Consider the following 20,206-nt stretch of genomic DNA (forward strand, 5'->3'; position numbering starts at 1 on the left):
TAGTAAACTTGCATTAATCGCATCTATTAGTTCTTTTCAGACTTATTAATAATAGCAGATGTTTTACAATCAATCAAGTCTATGGAAAAAATTTATGGTTTCCTCATGTCGAATTGTGTGATATAACTAGTATGTATATGAATGGAGGTAAAGTAAATGATTATCGCAGGAATAACGATTGTTGTGATTGCAGTAGCTTTATTCATTGCTTCTTTTTTCTTAAACGATCGTTTTGAGAAAATTGAGAGTGAAATCGAGCAATTATCAATTTCGACAATGCAAGAAACGTACCAGCTTAAAAAGAAAGTAAAAGTTTTGGAAGAGGAACTACTTACAGAAGAATATCAAGAAGCTGATTTCTATTAATAATTAAAGTTAGGTGGAGAACATGAAACAAACCATACGTGCATTTGCAATTGGTCTTTTTACAGCTGCCCTTATTATGTTAGTAATTAACTATTTCACAAGTAGCTCTAAAGAAGATTTTTCAGAAATGCCAATAGAAGATGTTGTTAACGAATTAAAAGAACAAGGATATCGTGTATTAACAGAAACAGAATATATTTCTTTATCTATGGATGGTGAAGTGAATAAGAAAGAAACTGAAGTTGCTTCTGAAACAGAAGAAGTTTCTGATAAAGACGAATCTGATGACAATAAGAGCTCTACAGAAGAATCTACTGATAACCAAAGTGAAGAATCTTCCGCTAATCAAACAGAGCAACAAGAACCAACTGCAAAATCCTATACACTAACTATCGAAGCTGGTATGCCTTCATCAACAATCAGCAACCAACTTGAATCAAATGGTATTATAGATAGTTCTAGTGAATTTATTTCTTATTTAGAAGATGAAGGTTATGCAAACCGAATCCAGCTTGGACAATTCACTTTATCAAGTGATATGAGCTATTTCGAAATAGCAGAAGCACTTACAAAATAAAAAGAAGAAGAGGTTTTAGGGAATTCTCCCTAATACCCTCTTCTTTTTTAATCATTTAAATCTACTATTTCACCTTTTACTAGAAATAAGATACTCTCTCCAATATTCGTAATATGATCAGCGAAGCGCTCAATATATCGTGCACTAAAAGCAATTTGCATCAAATATTGAACTTCCTCAGAATTAATTGCTGTTTTACCAAGCATATTTGTTACGACTTGTTTATATAATTTATCAACTTTATCATCCATCTCCGCTAGCTTTTGCGCGAACGAAATATCTTCTTGCTGAAAAGCACTTAAAGCCGTTTCCAACATAACCAACGCTGTATTACTCATTGTCCTTAATTCTTTTGGTATTTCTTCTTGATAATCTTTCCCTAAACGTATAGTAGATTTAGCTATATTTTTAGCATTATCCCCCATTCGCTCAATATCGGTTGCTACCCGTAGTGTTATAATTAAGCGTCGAAGATCGGTTGCAACTGGTTGTTGTTTCGCTATAAGTAAAATTGTTTTATCATTGATAGATGCTTCTTCTTTATCAATTAATTTATCATCACTAACAACTTGCTTAGCTAATTCGATATCTTGGTTAAATAAGGCGTCAATTGAATTACTAAGGGCTTTCTTTGTTTTATTTGCTATTCGAATAATATCCTGATTTAACTCTTCCATTTCAGAATGGAACTGCTCTCTGCTTGGCATACTATCGATCTCCCCCATTTCATCATATACTTATCCTAACGGTTTAATATGAAAGATATATTAACCTTATGTAAAAATATTGTAAATTTTTCGTATAATAAAACCCTAAGACATTATTCGTCTTAGGGTAAATACTTACTCATTTTCATCAACATTTTCGGTATTATTATTAGCTTGATCTCGTTTTTCTTTAAGGCTAAAATATGCTTCATAAATTCTGCGTGTAATATTATGGTTAATGGCAGAATTAGTGTCAACATCTAGATTAGGCACTATAACAGAAAGGGCGATTTCGGGGTTATCATATGGTGCATATGATACCATTGTTAAATTAATGGTCTCATAATGCTCCCCATCAATATATACATCACTTTCTGCAGTACCTGTTTTACCCGCTGCATTAAAATTGGTCTCTTTAAAATAGTTATAAGCTGTTCCACCAGGTTCTTGATAAACTTGACGGAAGCCTTCTTGCACCCTATTTATTAAATTGTCGTCCATCACTATTTTATTTAATATTTTTGTGTTAACAGTCTTATATACAGACCCAAGATTTTCACCATCTAGACTAGGATTCCGAACTTCCTTTAAGAAATGGGGCTGAACTCGATATCCGCCGTTTGCAATAGTTGAAACATATTGTGCTAGTTGCATAGCTGTAAAGGTATCATATTGTCCAATTGCAAAGTCCTGAAATAAACCTGCTGCACCAACTATGTCAGTCGGACCAACAAATCCAGTTTCTTCATATGGATAATCAACACCTGTTGGAACCCCTAGCCCAAATTGTCTAAAGTAATTTCTCATTTTAGTAAAAGCAGCTGGATTAAAAGTGATTCCTTTATCGTAAGCATAGTTATATTCTCCACCCATTTTCATTGCAATAAAGAACATGTATACGTTGGATGATTGCTTTAATGCACTAAGGTCATCTACCCAGCCAAGATTTTTCCAAGAACCTTTCTCTTCAGTCCCTGCTATTTTAATCGGTTTATCTACTAAGCTATCTCCAGGATTGATTACACCTGATTCATACCCTGCTAATACGGTAGCACCTTTAACAGTAGAGCCAGGACGATGGGCATCGTATAGAGCTTTATATCCCACATCAACTATGTCATTTTTTTCACGGGCTTCTGTCTTTGGATCATCATAATATCCTTGCCCCGAAACAGCCAACAATTCTCCCGTGTTAGGATTCATGACAACTGCCATGACATCACGTAAAAATCTATTGTCTCCACCTTGTGTTTCTGCTTCTAATTCACTTTTAAGAATTTCATCAACCATTTTTTGAAATTCGATATCAATGGATAAAATAAGATCTTTTCCACTCTCACCAGGGACGACCACGTTTGAGTCTAAAATCACTCCACTTTTACTCATTTCATATTCGACTTGTTCTTTCCTACCTCGAAGAAAATCCTCATATTGTTCTTCAAGTCCACTCAAGCCTACTCTGTCATTCCTATTATATCCTTTTGCCAAATAGTAATCTATGTTTTCAGCTGGTACCCCTTCTTTTTCCGTGGATACATTTCCAATAATGTTTTTGAATGTATCATCGTATGGAAATTCTCGGACCCAGTCAGTAGTCGCATTAATACCTGGTAATTCAGAGAGATGTTCTGCAACCCTTGCATATTCTTCCGGAGTTACATTTTCACTCTTTACAATTTGTGGTGTTAACGCATAAGCACGATCAAGCTCTTTTTTAATCAAAATAATTTCAAGATCTTGCTCTGATAGATTATTATCATATTCTTCCTCGGTAATTCTGTCCAGAATCACTTTATATTGCTCTGCCGGTTCCATATCAGCAGCTTCTTCAACCGATAATTTGTCCTTCACTTTATCAGGATTCAACACATACCAATACTCTTTCTTATCCCGATCTGTTATTCTGTTAATTTGTTTTTCTTTTTCATCTTTATCTGGATGAAACATATCGATGTAAAGTGCAAGCTTCTGGGCAACTTCTAATCGATCTTTTGCTTGAACACCTTTAGGAGGTGTATATGTTATGGCATACATTGGTTTATTTTTAGCAATCACATTATGATTACGGTCATAAATCTCGCCACGTGGCACTGGAAGCTTTGTTGTATCCTGTGTTGTTCTATTAATTTCTTCTTGAAAACTTTCCCCATTTAGTATTTGAACTACACCTAGTTGTAAAATTAGGACAGCAAATAGTAAAAACACGATGAAAAATAATATATTTAATCGAAAGGGAAGCTGCGCTTTTTGTTTTTTTTCCTTCTTCATTTCTCTCCCCCATTACAAAATTCTATGGTTTCATTATCTTTTTATTATACCATTTATACGTGAGGAGTTTAACGATTATTTTCATCAGTCACTTGATCTTTTATAAGAACATCCTTTTTATTCGTACCCGTCAGAAAAATATTCCTTACAAATATATATACTCCTAAATGCATCGAACCAAAAATGATTAATAATATTGGGATAATCTTTTCACTATCAAATAGTGAAATACTAATAATAAAGGTTATAATAGAAGTTACCCGGCCAATATTAGAAAATAACTCACGGACAACAATATATTCAATCCGTAATTCACCAGCTTTCCATGCCTTTCCAATTACATCAAAAGTCATCGATAGATAAGGTACATTCACAATTGGATATGCAATCCCGATAATAATTCCATATATAATTAAAGTAGCATAGCTTGCGTGGAAAATGATAATAAACAATGCTAGAAATAGCATTAAGCTACCCAAGAGTATCGCTTTTTTGCGTTTTGAAGGTTTAATAAATTTAGTAGCCAAAAAATAGAAGACAAATGAAAAACCCGAGAAGTAGAGGTTAAACATACCAAGTGCAAGCTCACTTTGCGTTACAATATAAACCCAAATCGTAATAACAAATAGGAAAATACCTTCTCTTAACCCTTGAAAAATGTGAGCATTTAATATCCTATTCCAGTTTCTATTATTTTTTCTTTCTGCTACTACCCTTGCAAATAAATATACACCTTCTGCAGGTCTTCTTTTTAGAAAAAAACTACATGCTACAGCACAAATGAATAAAATGAAAGAAGTAGTAAATATCGTACTATACCCTATATTTGCAGGCATTTTAGAAATGATGAAACCAGCACTGAATGGTCCAACCATTCCCCCTAAAGACTGTAATACACCTAGAAAGCCATTGAACAAATCTCTAGTTTCCGGTTCTGTTATTTCAAAGGTTAGTACATTAAATGCCAACCAGTAAAAACCATATCCAATACCTAATAAACTTCCTAACAAAAAATTAAAATATGCTGCTTTGTCACCTATTATTAATACCATTAAAAAAAATAGCGATAGAAAGATAACACCTAACCTTAATACTATTACTCGGTCCACTTTTTTCGCAATTTTTCCGGCGGCTATAAAAGTAAGTGGTTGAAAAATAAATATGGCTAAATTATAAAAAGCTATCGTATAGTAATTACCTTCTGCTTGTTTCCATAAGTAGACATTTACAAAAGTATTGGATAAATAAATTCCTAGTGAATATAATCCACCGATTACTAATAATAGTATTAGGTCCCTATTTACCTTTGTTTTCCCAAAAACATACTGTAAGGTTTTTTGCATATTGAATTGCCCCTTTTCTCTCTTTCCTTAGTGTAAGCAATTCAAATATAGATATACAAAATAAAGAGGAGGACACATAGTTTAACACTATGTGTCCTCCTCTAAGTTTACCAATAAAGTTTTATTTAGCTTCGTTATAGTTTTTAGTTACTTCATCCCAGTTTACTACATTCCAGAATGCAGCTACATAATCAGGACGTTTATTTTGATAATTTAAGTAGTATGCATGCTCCCAAACATCAAGTCCCAAAATAGGAGTTTTACCTTCCATTAAAGGAGAATCTTGGTTTGGAGTACTTGTTACTTCAAGTTCACCGTTACTTACTACTAACCATGCCCAACCTGAACCAAAGCGAGTTTTAGCAGCATTTTCAAATTCCGCTTTAAATTTATCGAAGCTACCAAATTTACCGTTAATTTTATCAGCTAATTCACCAGTTGGCTCCCCGCCACCATTTGGAGATAGAACTTTCCAGAATAAGCTATGATTATGATGTCCACCACCATTGTTACGTACTGCTGTACGAACGCTTTCAGGTAATGCATCAAGATTGCTTACTAATTCTTCAAGTGTTTTATCTTGAAGATCAGAATGCCCTTCAAGAGCAGCATTTAAGTTTGTTACATAAGTATTATGATGCTTTGTATGATGGATGTTCATTGTTTCTTTATCAATTGTTGGCTCTAATGCATCATATGCATAAGGTAATTCAGGTAATTCAAATTTTGCCATTTCGAAATATCCTCCTTCAAATATATGTTATTCAAGGGTATATCACCCTTTACATGAAAGACTATCAGAGGTTTCCAGTTCTTGCAAATTATTTGCCCATTAATTATCCTTTTACAACAAAAAAACAAGCAAAGTGCTTGTTTGAAATGATGGCTTGGGACGGAATCGAACCGCCGACACATGGATTTTCAGTCCATTGCTCTACCGACTGAGCTACCAAGCCTAAATATTATGTTGTTAATTCAATATTTTTTTTAAAATCAAAATAATATGTATGGAGGAGGTAGAGGGATTCGAACCCCCGCGCGGTTTGACCCGCCTGTCGGTTTTCAAGACCGATCCCTTCAGCCAGACTTGGGTATACCTCCGAGTATACATGGTGGACCCTGCAGGACTCGAACCTGCGACCGATCGGTTATGAGCCGATAGCTCTAACCAACTGAGCTAAGGGTCCTTTATATATGGGGCGACCGGTGGGAATCGAACCCACGAGTGCCGGAGCCACAATCCGGTGCGTTAACCACTTCGCCACGGCCGCCATGATGTTAAACAAATGATAGTAATGGTAGCGGCGGAGGGGATCGAACCCACGACCTCACGGGTATGAACCGTACGCTCTCGCCAGCTGAGCTACGCCGCCATTTTTTTTGGCTCCACAGGTAGGATTCGAACCTACGACCGATCGGTTAACAGCCGATTGCTCTACCACTGAGCTACTGTGGAATAATTCATAATAAGTTGTTAACTTGTCTACTATTTAAGTGGCACGAGATATAATATAACATGTTCAAACATTCGTGTCAACAACTATTTTACAATTAAAATATGTATTAAAAAAGGGTGTATTGAAAACGACAATAATTACTATATCACCTTTAAATAAAAATATCAATAAAAAATTTAAAAAAATAAAGAGAGGTTGATACCTCCCTTTATTTTTATTGATCCCCTAATACTGCTTCTGCAATATTAACTGCATGGTCGCCAATTCTTTCTAGGTTTGAGATTATATCTACAAAGACTATACCTGCAGATACACTACAATCCCCTTCATTCATACGAATAATATGCTTTTTCCGATAGCTACGTTCCATTTTATCAATTTGATCTTCTTTTTGAACTACTGCTAAAGCTTCTTCACGATTGTTCGTATCAAGAGCCTTGACTGCTTGTTTAACAGTAGACATTGTTAAGTCAAACATATTATTTAAATCTTCTTGTGCTTTATCAGTTATGATAACTTTGTTAGAGATTTTATAATCAATTAGCTCTACAATATTTTCAAAGTGGTCGCCAATTCTTTCTATATCTCTTACAGTATCCATTAAGATAGTGTGTTTTCCACTTTCAAATTCTGATAAAGACCCACCAGAGATGTCGATTAAATAATCAGTAATACTCCTATCTAAACTGTTTAATGCCCCTTCAATTTGTAATGCCATATCAGCATGCTTTGTTTGGTTAGTTGAAAGGTATAAACTAGTCTCTTCCATTCCTTGATAGGCATATTCACCCATACGTACCACTTCTGCTTTTGCTTGGTCTAATGCAAGGGCAGAAGATTGTTGGATGAAGATGGGATCTAAATGTTTCGGCTTATACTCAATCGTTGTATCTTCACCAGGAACTAGCTTTGTAACTATCCAAGCTAGAAGTCCTATAAACGGGAATTGGATAATAGTATTTAACACATTAAAACTTCCATGTGCAAACGCAATAGTCATTTCCTCGTTTAGTGAAAAATGACTTTGTAAATAAATAACATATTGCGTAAATAAATTTAATAATAATAAAAATATTGTTGTTCCTACTAAGTTAAAAATCACATGAACAAAAGCAGCGCGACGAGCAGCAACTGTAGCGCCTAAAGAAGCCAGGACAGCCGTAATCGTTGTACCGATATTATCCCCAAATAGAACCGGTAAAGCAGCCTTTAAAGTAATTGCTCCTTCAGCATACAGACCTTGTAATATACCAATTGTTGCACTTGAACTCTGTACGATTACAGTAAATAGAGTACCGATTACAACCCCTAATATAGAGTGCTCACTCATGCTTATCGTCAATTCTTGAAATGCTTCTAAAGTTCTTAATGGCTTCATACCACTACTCATTAACTCTAAACCGAAGAATAGGGATCCAAAGCCAAAGATTACTTGCCCAATTGCTGTAAACTTTTGATGTTTAAAGAAAAAGATTATTAACGCACCAACAGCAATAATCGGCAAAGCATATTCCCCAACATCAATTCCAATAATAAATGCCGTTATCGTTGTGCCGATATTTGCACCCATGATAACACCTATAGCTTGTCTTAACGTCATAAAACCAGCACTAACCAATCCAACTGTAAGGACTGTCGTACCTGAACTACTTTGAATTAAGACCGTTACTACTATACCAGCAAGTACTCCTAAAAATGGGTTACTTGTAAACCGGTCTAAAATTTCACGCAACCGATCTCCAGCTGATTTTTGTAATCCATCACCCATATATTTAATACCTAAAAGAAAAATACCTAAACCACCGATGAATTCAAAAATCAGTGTCTGCACATCTATTTCCAATGGATATTCGCCCCTTTAATAAGTTCTTTTATGTATTCCCAAATAAAAACACACCCTAACTATTATTTATAAAATCAAACGTTTTGTAAAGGAATTATTAAAAACTTTACATAAAATTTACATTAGGGATTATTAATATAATTTTATCTCAATAAAATTATTGTGTGTTAAATGTAAAAAAATAATCCTTAAGATTTGACCTTAAGGATTATTTTTTGGTTCTACTAGTATTTTCGTACCATCTACTTGTGTAATGAGGACTTTAGTATCTCTAGGTATCCACTGCCCATTCGATACGGCACTATAATCTTTATTTCCTACTTTTATCGTTCCAACGGGACGCAAATCATTTAAAGTGACTGCCTCTTGGTGTAATAACGCTTTGTACTCATCATTTAAAGAATTATACCCTGCTTCACTCGTTAATTTATCCTTTAACGTTATTTTATTCCACATATCTCTACGCTTGAAAACTTTTAAGAAGAAAAGTGATCCTGCTGTTCCTAAAAGAACACCAAGTACAGCGTAGGCTCCTGCAGCGAAATTTGGAGCCGGTAATGCTACTGCTGCAATCATACTTGCAGCACCTATAGTAGCGAGGGTTCCATCATTTAATACTTTTCCATCAATAACAATTAGTGCTATACCAAGAAAATATATGACAAGCATAAGAATAAGGGAGTTAGTTTCCAAATATACTGAGAAATATACGGTAATAAATCCAATACCTAATAAAGCAAAAATACCACGCATATTAACTAATACTTCACCTATTAAAAATAAAGTTGCTAATCCAGTAATAACTAGTGCAATCCACTCTTGAGAAAATATTTCCATATTCTTCTCCCTCTCCAAAGTAAAATAAACTTTCTACTACATACGGTTATACATATAAAATGGTTTCATAATAAGGAGTAAATCATGAAAAAACTCATTCTTTATATTTTTATTATACTATTATTAATAAGTATCTATAAAGATTTGAATGTTGGAACAAATACTTACACATCAAATAATACAGGTGAAAACGAAAGTAACTCCATGAGCACCAATAGTCGCTTTGACGTTATTAAAGTAAAAATTGAATCAGGCGATACAGTACTAACCGTGATAGAGCAACTCAATCCTAATATGGAAAATTATAATACAGGAGATATATTAGCCGATTTCTATTCATTGAATCCAAATGTTGATCCAAATAAACTTAAGCAAAATCACTTTTACTTTTTCCCTAAATATGAGGAAATCAAAAAGAAAAAGGCCAGGAATTAACCTAGCCTCTTCTTCTAAACGAAAGGTAATATAAACAGTGTAATCAATATAGAGACTGCTCCAGCAACGATCGCAATATTACCAAGCGTATTCGCATTGCGACTTCTCGCTATAAACCCGACAATTATCCCAGCACCACCCAAAAGAATCGGTGCCCAGAAGAATGATGCGATTGACAACACTAGTGCAATCCAACCAATTGACGTGTTAGCTTCCGTTTTATCCTCGTCAATTGTAACATTTCTTCTGTAATCATCTGCAGTTAATTCAGCAGCAGTTTCCTCGTCACGACTACTGAAAATTCCATCTGTATGACGGGAAGTGTAATCATCTTCACCATGATTTGGAGCATTCTCAACGTTGTTGGTACGATTTTTATCGTCCATAATTGACCTCCTTCTAAGTGATGAGGTGCAATTATAGTTTATGATTAAAAACAAATCTTATAATGTTACTTTTTACCACCATAGGGAAAAGTCTATTTTACATCATAATGTGATAAACAAGTTGTTATTTACTTCACTTCAGCATATAGTGTTGTACAGAGGGGTGTTTACATGTCAATCTTTATAAAACAAATTATCCTCAATAAAATGAGGCAAATTACACCAGAAGATGTAATCGAATATTCAGGGCAATATGGTTTTTCCATTTCACGACAACAAGCTACTGATATAGCCACCTATGTACGAACAAAAAGACTCAATCCATTTGAAAGTAAAGAAAGGGAGAAAATGCTTCAAGATTTAAGTGAAATTACTGACCGACAAACAGCATTAAAGGCAAACAAACTTTTCCATGAGTTAATCAAATCATATGGGCTAGAGCACTTATTTAATTAAAAAGCTACCTTAAAGGATTTTCCTTTACAAGGTAGCTTTTTCTATTTATTGGTTCATAATAATTTCTTGTAGGTCAGGATTAAATGATCCATTACGAATCATTTCGATTTCGAATTTATATGGTGCCTTTTTATTCTTCTTATCCAAACCAACATATGGGGTTTCTAAAATTTTTGGTAACGATTGTAATTGCGGATGATGAATAATGTAATGTAATGCATCAAAGCCAATATGTCCGAATCCAATGTTTTCATGACGATCTTTATGTGCACCACGTTCATTTTTAGAATCGTTAACATGTACAACCTTTATTCTGTCGACACCAATTATCTTATCAAATTGTTCTAATACCCCATCGAAATCATGAACAATATCATAACCAGCATCATGGACATGACAAGTATCAAAGCATACAGATAATTTATCATTATGGGTAACACCATTTATTATTTCTGCAATTTCTTCAAAGTTTCTACCAATTTCGGAGCCTTTCCCTGCCATAGTTTCTAAGGCAATTTGTACGTTATCATCCCTACCTAGCACTTCATTTAAACCTTCAATTATTTTTTTTATTCCTTCCTCAGGACCAGCCCCAACATGTGCACCCGGGTGAAGAACGATTTGTTTCGCACCAATTGCTTCTGTTCGGTCTATCTCACTCCGCAGAAAGTTAACTCCTAATTCAAAAGTTTCTGTTTTCGTGCTATTCCCGATATTAATAATGTATGGTGCGTGGACTACTATATCGTCAATTCCGTTTTCTGCCATATGGTTAAGTCCAGCTTCAATATTTAATTCTTCAATCGGCTTTCTTCTAGTGTTTTGAGGTGCACCCGTATAAATCATAAATGTATTGGCACCATAGGATACCGCTTCTTCACTCGATGCAAGAAGCATATTTTTTCCACTCATTGATACATGTGAACCTATTTTTAACATGACGATGTTCTCCCCCATTATTTCTTTTTATTTTTACCTCTAATTAAATTTTTCTTAATCGATTCCTGTTGTCTTTTCATTTTTTTCTTGTAACCAGGTTTTACTTTTTTCGGCTTACGAACTTTTTTCCATGCTTCTTTTTCAACTTCAGTCGTTGTCTTAAGCCGAAGGTTTCTTTCATTCCAAGCCTTCGCATCTTTCCATTCACCATTTCTTACATCATAAAAGACAAATTCCAATCCCTTTTGTTCGAGCTTTTCTATAAGTTTTAAATCTTCATCTCGATAGAGACTAACTGCAGTCCCTTCCATTCCAGCCCTTGCTGTTCTTCCAACACGATGGATATAGAATTCTTCTTCTTTTGGTAGTTGTGCGTTTATAACATGACTTACCCCTTTAATATCAATTCCTCTAGATGCTAAATCTGTTGCAACGATATATTGATATTTAAGACTTTGTATTTCTTTTAATATTCTCTTTCTTTCTCTAGGTTGCAGTCCACCGTGGATAATTCCCACGTTCAGACCTTTTTCTAATAGCTTTTCATGTAATTTATCGGCATTCTCTTTACCATTAGTAAATATAATCGCGATATAAGGATTGATAGCTTCCGAAATTTGAAAAATAATTTCAGCTTCATCTCGATGTTTAACTGCGATTAAACGATGCTCCATTGTTTCAGGTGACAATTCATTTGCTATTTTTACATGAAGTGGATTTTCCAAATATTTCTTAAAGAAGTGTTCCAATCGTTGTGGAATAGTTGCAGAAAATACCATTAATTGTATACCTTGCTTGCAACGAATTAACAGTTGATCTAATGTTTCAATGAACCCTAAATCAAGCATTAAATCGGCTTCATCAATTACCAATGAATTGGCAGAATAAATGGTAATTGCCTCATCCTTAACTAAATCTAAAATACGTCCTGGAGTTCCAACTATAATGTGAGGAGGCTCTTTTAATTTGCCAACCATTTTTTGCTTATCAGTACCACCGACCAACAACTTCGCCTTCCACTCTTCTTCCTTGCCAGCAAGTTTGATAATCTTTTTTACTTCATCATATAACTGTGTTGCTAGTTCACGCGTAGGAGCAGTAATGACACTTTGTACTTCATTTTTGCTCCCATCTAGTTGGTTAAATATAGGAAGTAAAAACGAATGTGTCTTCCCAGAGCCTGTATGGGATTGTCCAATTACACTTTGACCTTTCAGAATAGCAGGAATTATTTTCTGCTGAATTTCAGTTGGTTGCTGAAATTCTAATTTTTCTATCACGTCTAATATACCTGGTTGTAATGATATTGATTTAAATGTTCTATTCATAAAAAAACTCCTTTTAGTGCCTCACCTAAACTAAATTACTATCGATATTGAAATGGGTCTGTATTCGTCTCCGAAATGATTATTTCAAGTGATTTGTCTATGGTAGCATCTTCTTTTATTTTTCGCTCTAAATATTTTTTCGTACCAGACTTCATTACTTGTTCTATATAATGCCCCGCATCGATAACAGAAATTCCCATTTCTATCGCTTCTTGTGCAAAATGAAAAGACATATCACCAGTAATCAAAACATCCGCTTTCTTTTGTAATGCAGGATATATATATTTTTCACCGCTACCACCTAAAATAGCTATCCTTTTTATTGTACGGTCCAAACGGCCTGACACACGTAAATTTTCTATATTTAATGCCTCTTTTACCACGTTAACAAAGGCTTCTAAAGTAGTTGGTTCCTTTAATCTTCCAACTCTTCCAATGCCAAACTTCTCCCCATCATTTTCTAAAGGGTATACATCATATGCAACTTCTTCATAAGGATGAGCAGCAATCATTGTTTTTAATACGCGAGACAAGATTGATTGTTGTACGATTGTTTCAACCTTAATCTCATGTACCTTTTCAAGTTCATGTTGCTTACCTATAAAGGGATTTGCTTCACTTAAGGGGATGAACGTACCTATTCCTTTTGTTTGGAATGTGCAATGACTGTAATTGCCAATATGACCTGCACCTTCTTTTGCAAGTGCATCTGTTACCATTTCCAAATGTGTTTCAGGCACAAAGACAGTAACTTTATACAGTATTTCACGAGTTGTTTCTACTAGAATGTCTCTATCTTCAACTCCAATTAAATCAGCTAACATATCATTAACTCCACCATTTGCAACATCCAAATTTGTATGTGCTGCATAAGCGGTAATATCATGTTGAATAAGCTTCTTAATAATTCTTCCCCGCCAGCTATCAAGATTTAGTTGTTTTAATGGTTTAAATAATATTGGGTGATGGGCGATGATTAGGTCTACATTTTTCTCGATTGCCTCATCAACTACTGATTCTAGTATATCTAAAGTGATCATGACTTTTTTTACTGGTTTAGTATGTGACCCTATTTGCAACCCTACATTATCCCAATCGTAAGCAAATGATTTCGGTGCAAAGTCTTCCATTAATTTAAAAATATCAGAGTTAGTTATCGTTTGAGCCATTACGAAGTACCTCCTCTATCCATTTTAACTGTTCTTCAAATTGACCTATTTTTACTGTATCTTTCTCCTTTGCATTTTTCATTTGGTTTATGATACGTACTAATTTATTACGTTCGGAATTCCATTTTTTATTGAATAATGCATTTCTTTTTGTTAGTAAGATTGGTCCAAAGAGCAATTGTTGCTCAGATAGTGAATAAGTATCTTCAACTTTTTTCCCAACAATAATCTCATAAATGTGTCCATTTTCTTCTAAAATAGCTTCATCTTCTATTATATAGCCATTGTCCAAATACCAACTGCGTACATTCCTTTCATCCACATTTGGTTGTGCAATGATAAGATTAACACTACCCAGCTTATCCTTTCCATTTTCAAGGATAGAACGAATTAATGCTCCTCCCATCCCCGCAATAACAAGTTGTTTTACTTCATCTTGTTGTAGAACAGAAAGCCCATCACCTAACCTAGCATCTATAACATCACTTAATTGATATGTATGGATAGTTTCCTTTGCACTAGCTAAAGGACCTTTATTTACTTCACCAGCGATAGCACGTGCTGAAGGGTCCTGTTTACAGACATAACAAGGAAGATATGCATGATCGGAACCAATATCAGCAAAAATTGCTCCTTTTGGAAGATAGGAAGCAACCTGTAACAATCTTCTGGACAGTTTAATCTCTTCAGTCATGAGTAACCTCCAATTATACATCGATATATAAAAGAAAAGCCTTCTGTATTATATCAGAAAGCTTTCCCCGACACTATTTATTTCTTTTCACTTAACCATTCTGAAATGATGGCTATTTCTTCTTCAGCTAATGTACCTTGCTGCGCAGGCATACCGCCTTCTGTACCATTTGTGATGATATTTTGAATTTCATCTAATGATTTATCAGCTCCAATAGTTCTTAAATCAGAACCCAAACCACCAGAAAGATCTGCCCCATGACAGCTCATACAATTCGCTTCATAAATTTCCTCTGGATTTTCCATAATTGCTTCTTCAGCTTGTCCTTCATCGCCACCAGCAATCTGATCCCTTTGATTAATACCTACAAATGAAATAATAATTACTGCTAGTATCCCTACAATTGCAATCATTGCAAAGGGGATTAATGGGTTTCGTTTCATTAGTATTTCCTCCTTATGTATCCCCGGAATAAAAAAATATTCCACATAGCTATATCTATTCTATATGAAAATCGCTTTAGTTGAAAGAAAAAAGATGTGAAAAGTTTAAGAACAATAAAATAAAAATTGCCAAACCACTAGAAGCCATCAAATATCTATATTGTAATTTTCTACCTAATAAAAACCAACAAACAAAATTAATAAGAAAAAATATGATGGTTAAATACTGATTGATATGAAGCATATCTAACACTAAATCTGTCAAGAGTAACAGCATAATAAGCGGTACAATAATCGAGATATGTACGAATTTAAGGCTTCTTTTATAAAGGTAACGGAATACTAAAAAAGCATATCCTATAAAAAGAACTAAAATACTCAGTTGCAAAATGAATTTAAATTGAGTAAAATAAACTACAAGAAATGAAAACGGTACCATCAATACTAACAAAGTAAGTTGAATATAAAGGGAAGCCTTATATTTCGATATCTTGTTATCGTATATCGTTTCATCTTCCCCTTTTGTATATAAGGCAAGTAAGAAATCACACTGTGATTCAGGAAGTAATTTATGATCCTTCCAATATTTGATTTCTTTTACAATTGTACGAGTACGATCATCTGCCAAACCACATCACCCCAATGCAGATAAACAGCTACATTACTAAAAAAAGAAAGGAAAGTCATTGCTCTAGATTCATGACCAATGACTAACCGATTTAATCTAAAAAGTCTTTTAATCGTTTACTACGACTAGGATGTCTTAGCTTACGAAGTGCTTTAGCCTCAATTTGACGAATTCTTTCTCGAGTTACACCAAACACTTTACCAACTTCTTCTAATGTACGTGTACGACCATCGTCAAGACCAAATCGTAATCTAAGAACATTTTCTTCACGGTCAGTTAGGGTGTCTAGTACATCTTCTAACTGCTCTTTTAATAATTCATAAGCAGCATGGTCAGATGGTGAGATAGCTTCTTGATCTTCAATAAAGTCACCTAAATGGGAATCATCTTCTTCGCCAATTGGCGTTTCAAGTGATACTGGTTCTTGAGCAATTTTTAATATCTCACGAACTTTGTCTGGGGTTAAATCCATTTCTTCACCAATCTCTTCTGGTGTAGGTTCGCGTCCTAAATCTTGAAGTAACTGTCTTTGAACACGGATTAGTTTGTTAATTGTTTCGACCATATGAACCGGTATACGGATTGTCCTTGCTTGGTCTGCAATTGCACGAGTAATTGCCTGACGAATCCACCAAGTAGCATACGTACTAAACTTAAATCCTTTTCGATAGTCGAACTTTTCGACGGCTTTAATTAATCCCATATTCCCTTCTTGAATTAAGTCTAGGAAAAGCATTCCTCTACCTACATACCGTTTAGCGATACTTACAACTAATCGCAAGTTAGCTTCAGCTAACCGCTTCTTAGCCTCTTCATCACCTTGCTCGATGCGAGTTGCTAACTCTATTTCTTCAGTTGCAGATAATAGATCTACACGGCCAATTTCTTTTAAGTACATTCTTACTGGATCGTTGATTTTTATACCTAATGGTACACTAAGGTCATTTAAATCAAATTCTTCTTCTTTTTCAATTTCTTTCATTTTAGGGTCATCATCAGACTCACCTATTACATCTATACCTTGGTCAGCAAGGTTTTCGTAGAATTCGTCCATTTGATCAGGCTCAATCACAAAACTTGAAAGGCGATCAGCGATTTCTTCGTAGGCAAGAACGCCTCGTTTCTTACCAATTTCAACAAGCTGTTCTTTGGCTTGCTCTAAAGTTAACTCAGGCTCATTATCTTTTGTTTGAGAAGTTTTATTGTCAGCCATGAGTCCCCCTCCTTCCATACTACTTGAATCAATTTAAATGCTTAACTTGTCTTTGTAATTCTATAATTTTTAGTGCTATTTGAGCTGCTTTAATTGGATCTTGCTGCTGTTCAGCTAATCGTTGTTCAGCTTTGAGTTGTTTAATACTTACCCCTGTACTACTTTCATTACGAATTATCTGTATATAGTCATTAATCTCTTTATCGCTTATGTCAGTTTGGGTAGGAATTAACGCCAGTTCGATAACCACTTTTCTTAACTTCTCATCCGTTATTCGCTCAATGAACATACTAACACTTTCAGGATTATCCTCTTCATAAAACGCGTATAAATAAGTAGCAATAATTTTATGATCATCAATATTAAATGAAACGCCAATTTCCTCTTGAACTTTATCTGCGATGGTCCGGTTCTGAAGCATATATGCCAAAAGCTGTCTTTCAGCATTATGATAAGCTGGTAATAATTTACCCCTTGACTTTTCTACTTTATTAGTATATCTGTCTTTTTCCCACTTATCCTTGCCAGCACCTAGTTTTTGTCTTTGTTGTTCTATTTCTTCAAGCAAGGTTTGAACTGAGATGTTAAATTCGGCACTTAGTTCCTTCAAATAGAATTCTCTTTCGACTGAGCTTTCTATTTTAGCTAGTTCTTTGAGAATTTCTTCCACATATTCTATTCGATCGCCTTCTAGACTTAGGTTATAATCCTTTTTTATATACTGCATATAAAAGCTCATAAATGTTTGACTTGCTTCTAATACCTCTCGTTTAAAAGCATCTCCACCAAACTCCTTTATATAACTGTCAGGATCAAGGTTATTCTTCAGACTAGCTATTTTCACCTGACAACCTGTTTGTTGAAGTAACTTAGCAGCTTTGTATGTAGCTTCAATTCCTGCATTGTCACCGTCATAACAAATTATTACGGTTTCCGCATATCTCCCAAGAAGCTTCGCTTGGATTTCTGTAAGGGCCGTTCCCATTGTTGCCACAACATTATGAACCCCAGATTGATATGCAGAAATAACATCCATGTAACCCTCAAACAATACAACCTCATTTTGTTTTCGGATATGCTTTTTAGCTAAATCAAAGTTGTATAACATTTTCCCTTTTTGAAACAAATCCGATTCAGGGCTATTTAAATATTTCGGTTCTTGTCCCTCCATCGCCCTTGCTCCAAAAGCTACTGTTTTCCCCAAGTGATTCCTAATCGGAAAAACTACTCTACCTCTAAATCGGTCCGTGACGGAATCATCCTGCCCTCTAACGAGTAGACCATATTTCACCAGCATTTGCGGATGAAAACCTTTTTTTTCTAAAAACGTCGCGATAAAATCTTTCGTATTTGGAGCAAAACCTAGTTGAAACGTGTCAATCGCTTCAGTGGTAATTCCCCTTTCCTGAAGATAATCTAAGCCTTGTTTACCATCCTTAGTATATCGAATTAGATGATGATAAAGTTTCATTAACCATTCATGTGCGGAAAGTACTTGTTGGCTTTCCTTAGATAGCGATGATTCTTGATTAATGGCATCATTTGGAAGTTCTATACCAGCTCTTTCAGCAAGATGTTTAATTGCTTCATAAAAGTTAAAACTTTCAATTTCCATTAAAAAAGTGAAAACATTTCCACCTTTTCCACAACCGAAACAGTGGAAAATTTGCTTTTCTTGTGAGACTGAAAAAGAAGGAGTTTTCTCACCATGAAACGGACAAAGCCCCAAATAATTCCTGCCTTGTTTCTTTAATTGAACATATTCTCCAATCGTATCAACAATGTCATTAGTACTTCGAATTTGTTCAATTAATTCTTCAGATATTTGGTTCGCCATATAAACCACCAGATCTTTAAGATTTCATATTTATATTAATTCGATATCCCCCTAATAAATTCCTTCATAATTCGACAACTTTTTTGTGTTTGTCGAAAAAAATACCTTCTATTTTGAGAAAACTCTTAGAAGGATATTGAAGTCATCTTGAGTTGCATGAAGGTAGTTGTGCCATATTATCCTAAAAATATATAGTCCTGGACTATATTTAATTAGTCTTATAATACTATTCTACAAAAAAATGCAGATTCCTTCTTTAAAATGAATGTTTTATTTTTCAGAATATCTTATATAGTGACCCTATACTATTGTATACAATATCAACTATTTTTACACAAAAATTTATTATAATACATTTTCTTGAAAATTACTATTAAAATATGCGGTTCTTTAAAAAAATATCACTTTTAAACCAGTATAAAAGAGCATTCCCTACAGGTAATGCTCCTAAAACACCAAATTATTCTTTTATTAAACCTAGAATGTGGTTAGCAGTTTCTTCCACTGCTTTGTTTGAAACATCAACCACTCTACATCCAATTCTATCCACAATTTTATCAAAATAATCCAATTCTTGGTGAATTCGTTTGATATTAGCATATGTTGCTTGATTGCCAAGTCCTAAAGCCTTTAATCTTTCTTTTCGAATATCATTTAGTTTTGTTGGTTCAATCCTTAATCCAATACATTTCTTCGGATCCACCATGAACAGCTCCTCTGGAGGTTCGACCTCGGGCACTATCGGTATGTTAGCAACCTTTAAACGTTTATGTGCAAGAAATTGAGATAAAGGAGTTTTTGAAGTTCTGGATACACCAATCAAAATTATATCTGCTCTAGAGATACCTCTTGGGTCTCGACCATCATCATACTTTACTGCAAATTCAATCGCTTCAACTTTTCTAAAATAATCTTCATCTAATTTATGAACAAGCCCAGGCTCTTGACGAGGTTTTTTATTGAAGAATCTTTCCATCGCCTGTAACATAGGGCCCATTATATCAATTGCTTCAACATTTACTTCTGATGCTTTCTCATTTAAGTAATCACGTAATATTGGATCAACTAAAGTAAACCCGATAATACCGTTAGCATCTTTTGCACGATTTAACGCTTCATCGATTGTCTGTTTATCTTCCACATAAGGAATACGTTGAATTTCAAGACTATATGTAAACTGACTTAATCCAGCCTTAATAACTAGCTCGGCCGTTTCCCCAACAGAATCAGACAAAACAAAAACTTTCTTTTTCGTATGCATTCGCATCATCCCCCTAGGG

At 34.6% G+C, this 20,206-nt stretch carries 20 protein-coding genes and 6 tRNA genes; 4 read left to right on the forward strand and 22 right to left on the reverse strand.

The features are described from left to right. Positions 1 to 156: 156 nt before the first annotated feature. A complete protein-coding gene (locus AB1K81_RS06360) occupies positions 157 to 366 on the forward strand; it encodes a hypothetical protein (RefSeq protein ID WP_412975786.1) in 210 nt (69 codons plus the stop codon). A gap of 22 nt (positions 367 to 388) precedes the next feature. Next, on the forward strand, positions 389 to 943 hold the full coding sequence (locus AB1K81_RS06365) for a hypothetical protein (RefSeq protein WP_412975787.1): 555 nt from the start codon (positions 389 to 391) through the stop codon (positions 941 to 943). Positions 944 to 990: 47 nt separating this feature from the next. Here AB1K81_RS06365 and phoU read toward each other — a convergent pair whose 3' ends face one another. The 12 genes from phoU to AB1K81_RS06425 form a co-directional block, all read right to left on the reverse strand. Further along, positions 991 to 1,650 (reverse strand): phosphate signaling complex protein PhoU, encoded by a 660-nt coding sequence (phoU, locus tag AB1K81_RS06370; protein ID WP_412975788.1) that lies wholly within the window; start codon positions 1,648 to 1,650, stop codon positions 991 to 993. A gap of 135 nt (positions 1,651 to 1,785) precedes the next feature. Then, the gene (locus AB1K81_RS06375) at positions 1,786 to 3,918 is read right to left on the reverse strand and encodes a peptidoglycan D,D-transpeptidase FtsI family protein (RefSeq protein ID WP_412975789.1); all 2,133 of its coding nucleotides are present in this window, start codon (positions 3,916 to 3,918) and stop codon (positions 1,786 to 1,788) included. A 68-nt stretch (positions 3,919 to 3,986) separates the two neighbouring features. Further along, positions 3,987 to 5,261 carry an MFS transporter gene (locus AB1K81_RS06380; protein ID WP_412975790.1) on the reverse strand — a complete coding sequence of 425 codons (1,275 nt, stop codon included), beginning with the start codon at positions 5,259 to 5,261 and terminating at the stop codon, positions 3,987 to 3,989. 121 nt (positions 5,262 to 5,382) lie between these two features. Then, the gene (locus AB1K81_RS06385) at positions 5,383 to 5,994 is read right to left on the reverse strand and encodes a superoxide dismutase (protein WP_412975791.1); all 612 of its coding nucleotides are present in this window, start codon (positions 5,992 to 5,994) and stop codon (positions 5,383 to 5,385) included. A gap of 150 nt (positions 5,995 to 6,144) precedes the next feature. Beyond that, positions 6,145 to 6,217 (reverse strand) — tRNA-Phe (locus tag AB1K81_RS06390). Between the two features lie 52 nt (positions 6,218 to 6,269). Continuing rightward, a tRNA-Ser gene (locus tag AB1K81_RS06395) sits at positions 6,270 to 6,362 on the reverse strand. A gap of 9 nt (positions 6,363 to 6,371) precedes the next feature. Then, positions 6,372 to 6,448 (reverse strand) — tRNA-Ile (locus tag AB1K81_RS06400). A gap of 8 nt (positions 6,449 to 6,456) precedes the next feature. Then, a tRNA-His gene (locus AB1K81_RS06405) sits at positions 6,457 to 6,532 on the reverse strand. 25 nt (positions 6,533 to 6,557) lie between these two features. Then, positions 6,558 to 6,634, reverse strand: a tRNA-Met gene (locus AB1K81_RS06410). An 8-nt stretch (positions 6,635 to 6,642) separates the two neighbouring features. Beyond that, positions 6,643 to 6,717 (reverse strand) — tRNA-Asn (locus tag AB1K81_RS06415). Positions 6,718 to 6,932: 215 nt separating this feature from the next. Then, positions 6,933 to 8,561, reverse strand: a complete 1,629-nt coding sequence (locus tag AB1K81_RS06420) for a Na/Pi cotransporter family protein (RefSeq protein ID WP_412975792.1) — start codon at positions 8,559 to 8,561, stop codon at positions 6,933 to 6,935. A 201-nt stretch (positions 8,562 to 8,762) separates the two neighbouring features. Beyond that, on the reverse strand, positions 8,763 to 9,398 hold the full coding sequence (locus tag AB1K81_RS06425; protein ID WP_412975793.1) for an NfeD family protein: 636 nt from the start codon (positions 9,396 to 9,398) through the stop codon (positions 8,763 to 8,765). Between the two features lie 84 nt (positions 9,399 to 9,482). On the opposite strand from AB1K81_RS06425, the gene AB1K81_RS06430 reads away from it, so the two are divergent. Further along, positions 9,483 to 9,833, forward strand: coding sequence for a hypothetical protein (locus AB1K81_RS06430; protein WP_412975794.1), 351 nt, complete (start codon positions 9,483 to 9,485; stop codon positions 9,831 to 9,833). A 14-nt stretch (positions 9,834 to 9,847) separates the two neighbouring features. On the opposite strand, the gene AB1K81_RS06435 is transcribed toward AB1K81_RS06430, so the two are convergent. Next, complete coding sequence (locus AB1K81_RS06435; protein WP_412975795.1) at positions 9,848 to 10,219, reverse strand: hypothetical protein; 372 nt, start codon at positions 10,217 to 10,219, stop codon at positions 9,848 to 9,850. A 171-nt stretch (positions 10,220 to 10,390) separates the two neighbouring features. Between AB1K81_RS06435 and AB1K81_RS06440 the strand changes: the two genes are divergently transcribed. Then, positions 10,391 to 10,675 carry a DUF2624 domain-containing protein gene (locus tag AB1K81_RS06440; protein ID WP_412975796.1) on the forward strand — a complete coding sequence of 95 codons (285 nt, stop codon included), beginning with the start codon at positions 10,391 to 10,393 and terminating at the stop codon, positions 10,673 to 10,675. A 45-nt stretch (positions 10,676 to 10,720) separates the two neighbouring features. Here the strand turns inward: AB1K81_RS06440 and AB1K81_RS06445 are convergent, their stop codons facing one another. The 9 genes from AB1K81_RS06445 to AB1K81_RS06485 all read right to left on the reverse strand — a co-directional run bounded on the left by AB1K81_RS06445 (position 10,721) and on the right by AB1K81_RS06485 (position 20,187). Continuing rightward, entirely contained in the window at positions 10,721 to 11,614 is an 894-nt protein-coding gene (locus AB1K81_RS06445) for a deoxyribonuclease IV (protein ID WP_412975797.1), read from the reverse strand. A gap of 17 nt (positions 11,615 to 11,631) precedes the next feature. Beyond that, complete coding sequence (locus AB1K81_RS06450; RefSeq protein ID WP_412975798.1) at positions 11,632 to 12,942, reverse strand: DEAD/DEAH box helicase; 1,311 nt, start codon at positions 12,940 to 12,942, stop codon at positions 11,632 to 11,634. 38 nt (positions 12,943 to 12,980) lie between these two features. Beyond that, on the reverse strand, positions 12,981 to 14,111 hold the full coding sequence (locus tag AB1K81_RS06455; RefSeq protein WP_412975799.1) for a Nif3-like dinuclear metal center hexameric protein: 1,131 nt from the start codon (positions 14,109 to 14,111) through the stop codon (positions 12,981 to 12,983). After that, positions 14,092 to 14,805, reverse strand: coding sequence for a tRNA (adenine(22)-N(1))-methyltransferase (locus tag AB1K81_RS06460; protein ID WP_412975800.1), 714 nt, complete (start codon positions 14,803 to 14,805; stop codon positions 14,092 to 14,094). The genes AB1K81_RS06455 and AB1K81_RS06460 overlap by 20 nt, the downstream gene beginning before the upstream one ends. A 77-nt stretch (positions 14,806 to 14,882) precedes the next feature. After that, positions 14,883 to 15,248: a cytochrome c550 gene (gene cccA, locus AB1K81_RS06465; RefSeq protein ID WP_412975801.1), complete on the reverse strand. Its 366-nt coding sequence runs from the start codon at positions 15,246 to 15,248 to the stop codon at positions 14,883 to 14,885. Positions 15,249 to 15,324: 76 nt separating this feature from the next. After that, positions 15,325 to 15,876: a hypothetical protein gene (locus AB1K81_RS06470; protein WP_412975802.1), complete on the reverse strand. Its 552-nt coding sequence runs from the start codon at positions 15,874 to 15,876 to the stop codon at positions 15,325 to 15,327. A 91-nt stretch (positions 15,877 to 15,967) separates the two neighbouring features. Next, positions 15,968 to 17,089, reverse strand: coding sequence for an RNA polymerase sigma factor RpoD (gene rpoD, locus AB1K81_RS06475; protein WP_412975803.1), 1,122 nt, complete (start codon positions 17,087 to 17,089; stop codon positions 15,968 to 15,970). 28 nt (positions 17,090 to 17,117) lie between these two features. Next, positions 17,118 to 18,926 carry a DNA primase gene (gene dnaG / locus AB1K81_RS06480; RefSeq protein ID WP_412975804.1) on the reverse strand — a complete coding sequence of 603 codons (1,809 nt, stop codon included), beginning with the start codon at positions 18,924 to 18,926 and terminating at the stop codon, positions 17,118 to 17,120. Positions 18,927 to 19,386: 460 nt separating this feature from the next. Then, positions 19,387 to 20,187, reverse strand: a complete 801-nt coding sequence (locus tag AB1K81_RS06485) for a pyruvate, water dikinase regulatory protein (protein ID WP_412975805.1) — start codon at positions 20,185 to 20,187, stop codon at positions 19,387 to 19,389. Positions 20,188 to 20,206: the final 19 nt, after the last annotated feature.

Source organism: Ornithinibacillus jepli, assembly GCF_047228935.1.
Taxonomy (GTDB): Bacteria; Bacillota; Bacilli; order Bacillales; family Amphibacillaceae; genus Ornithinibacillus.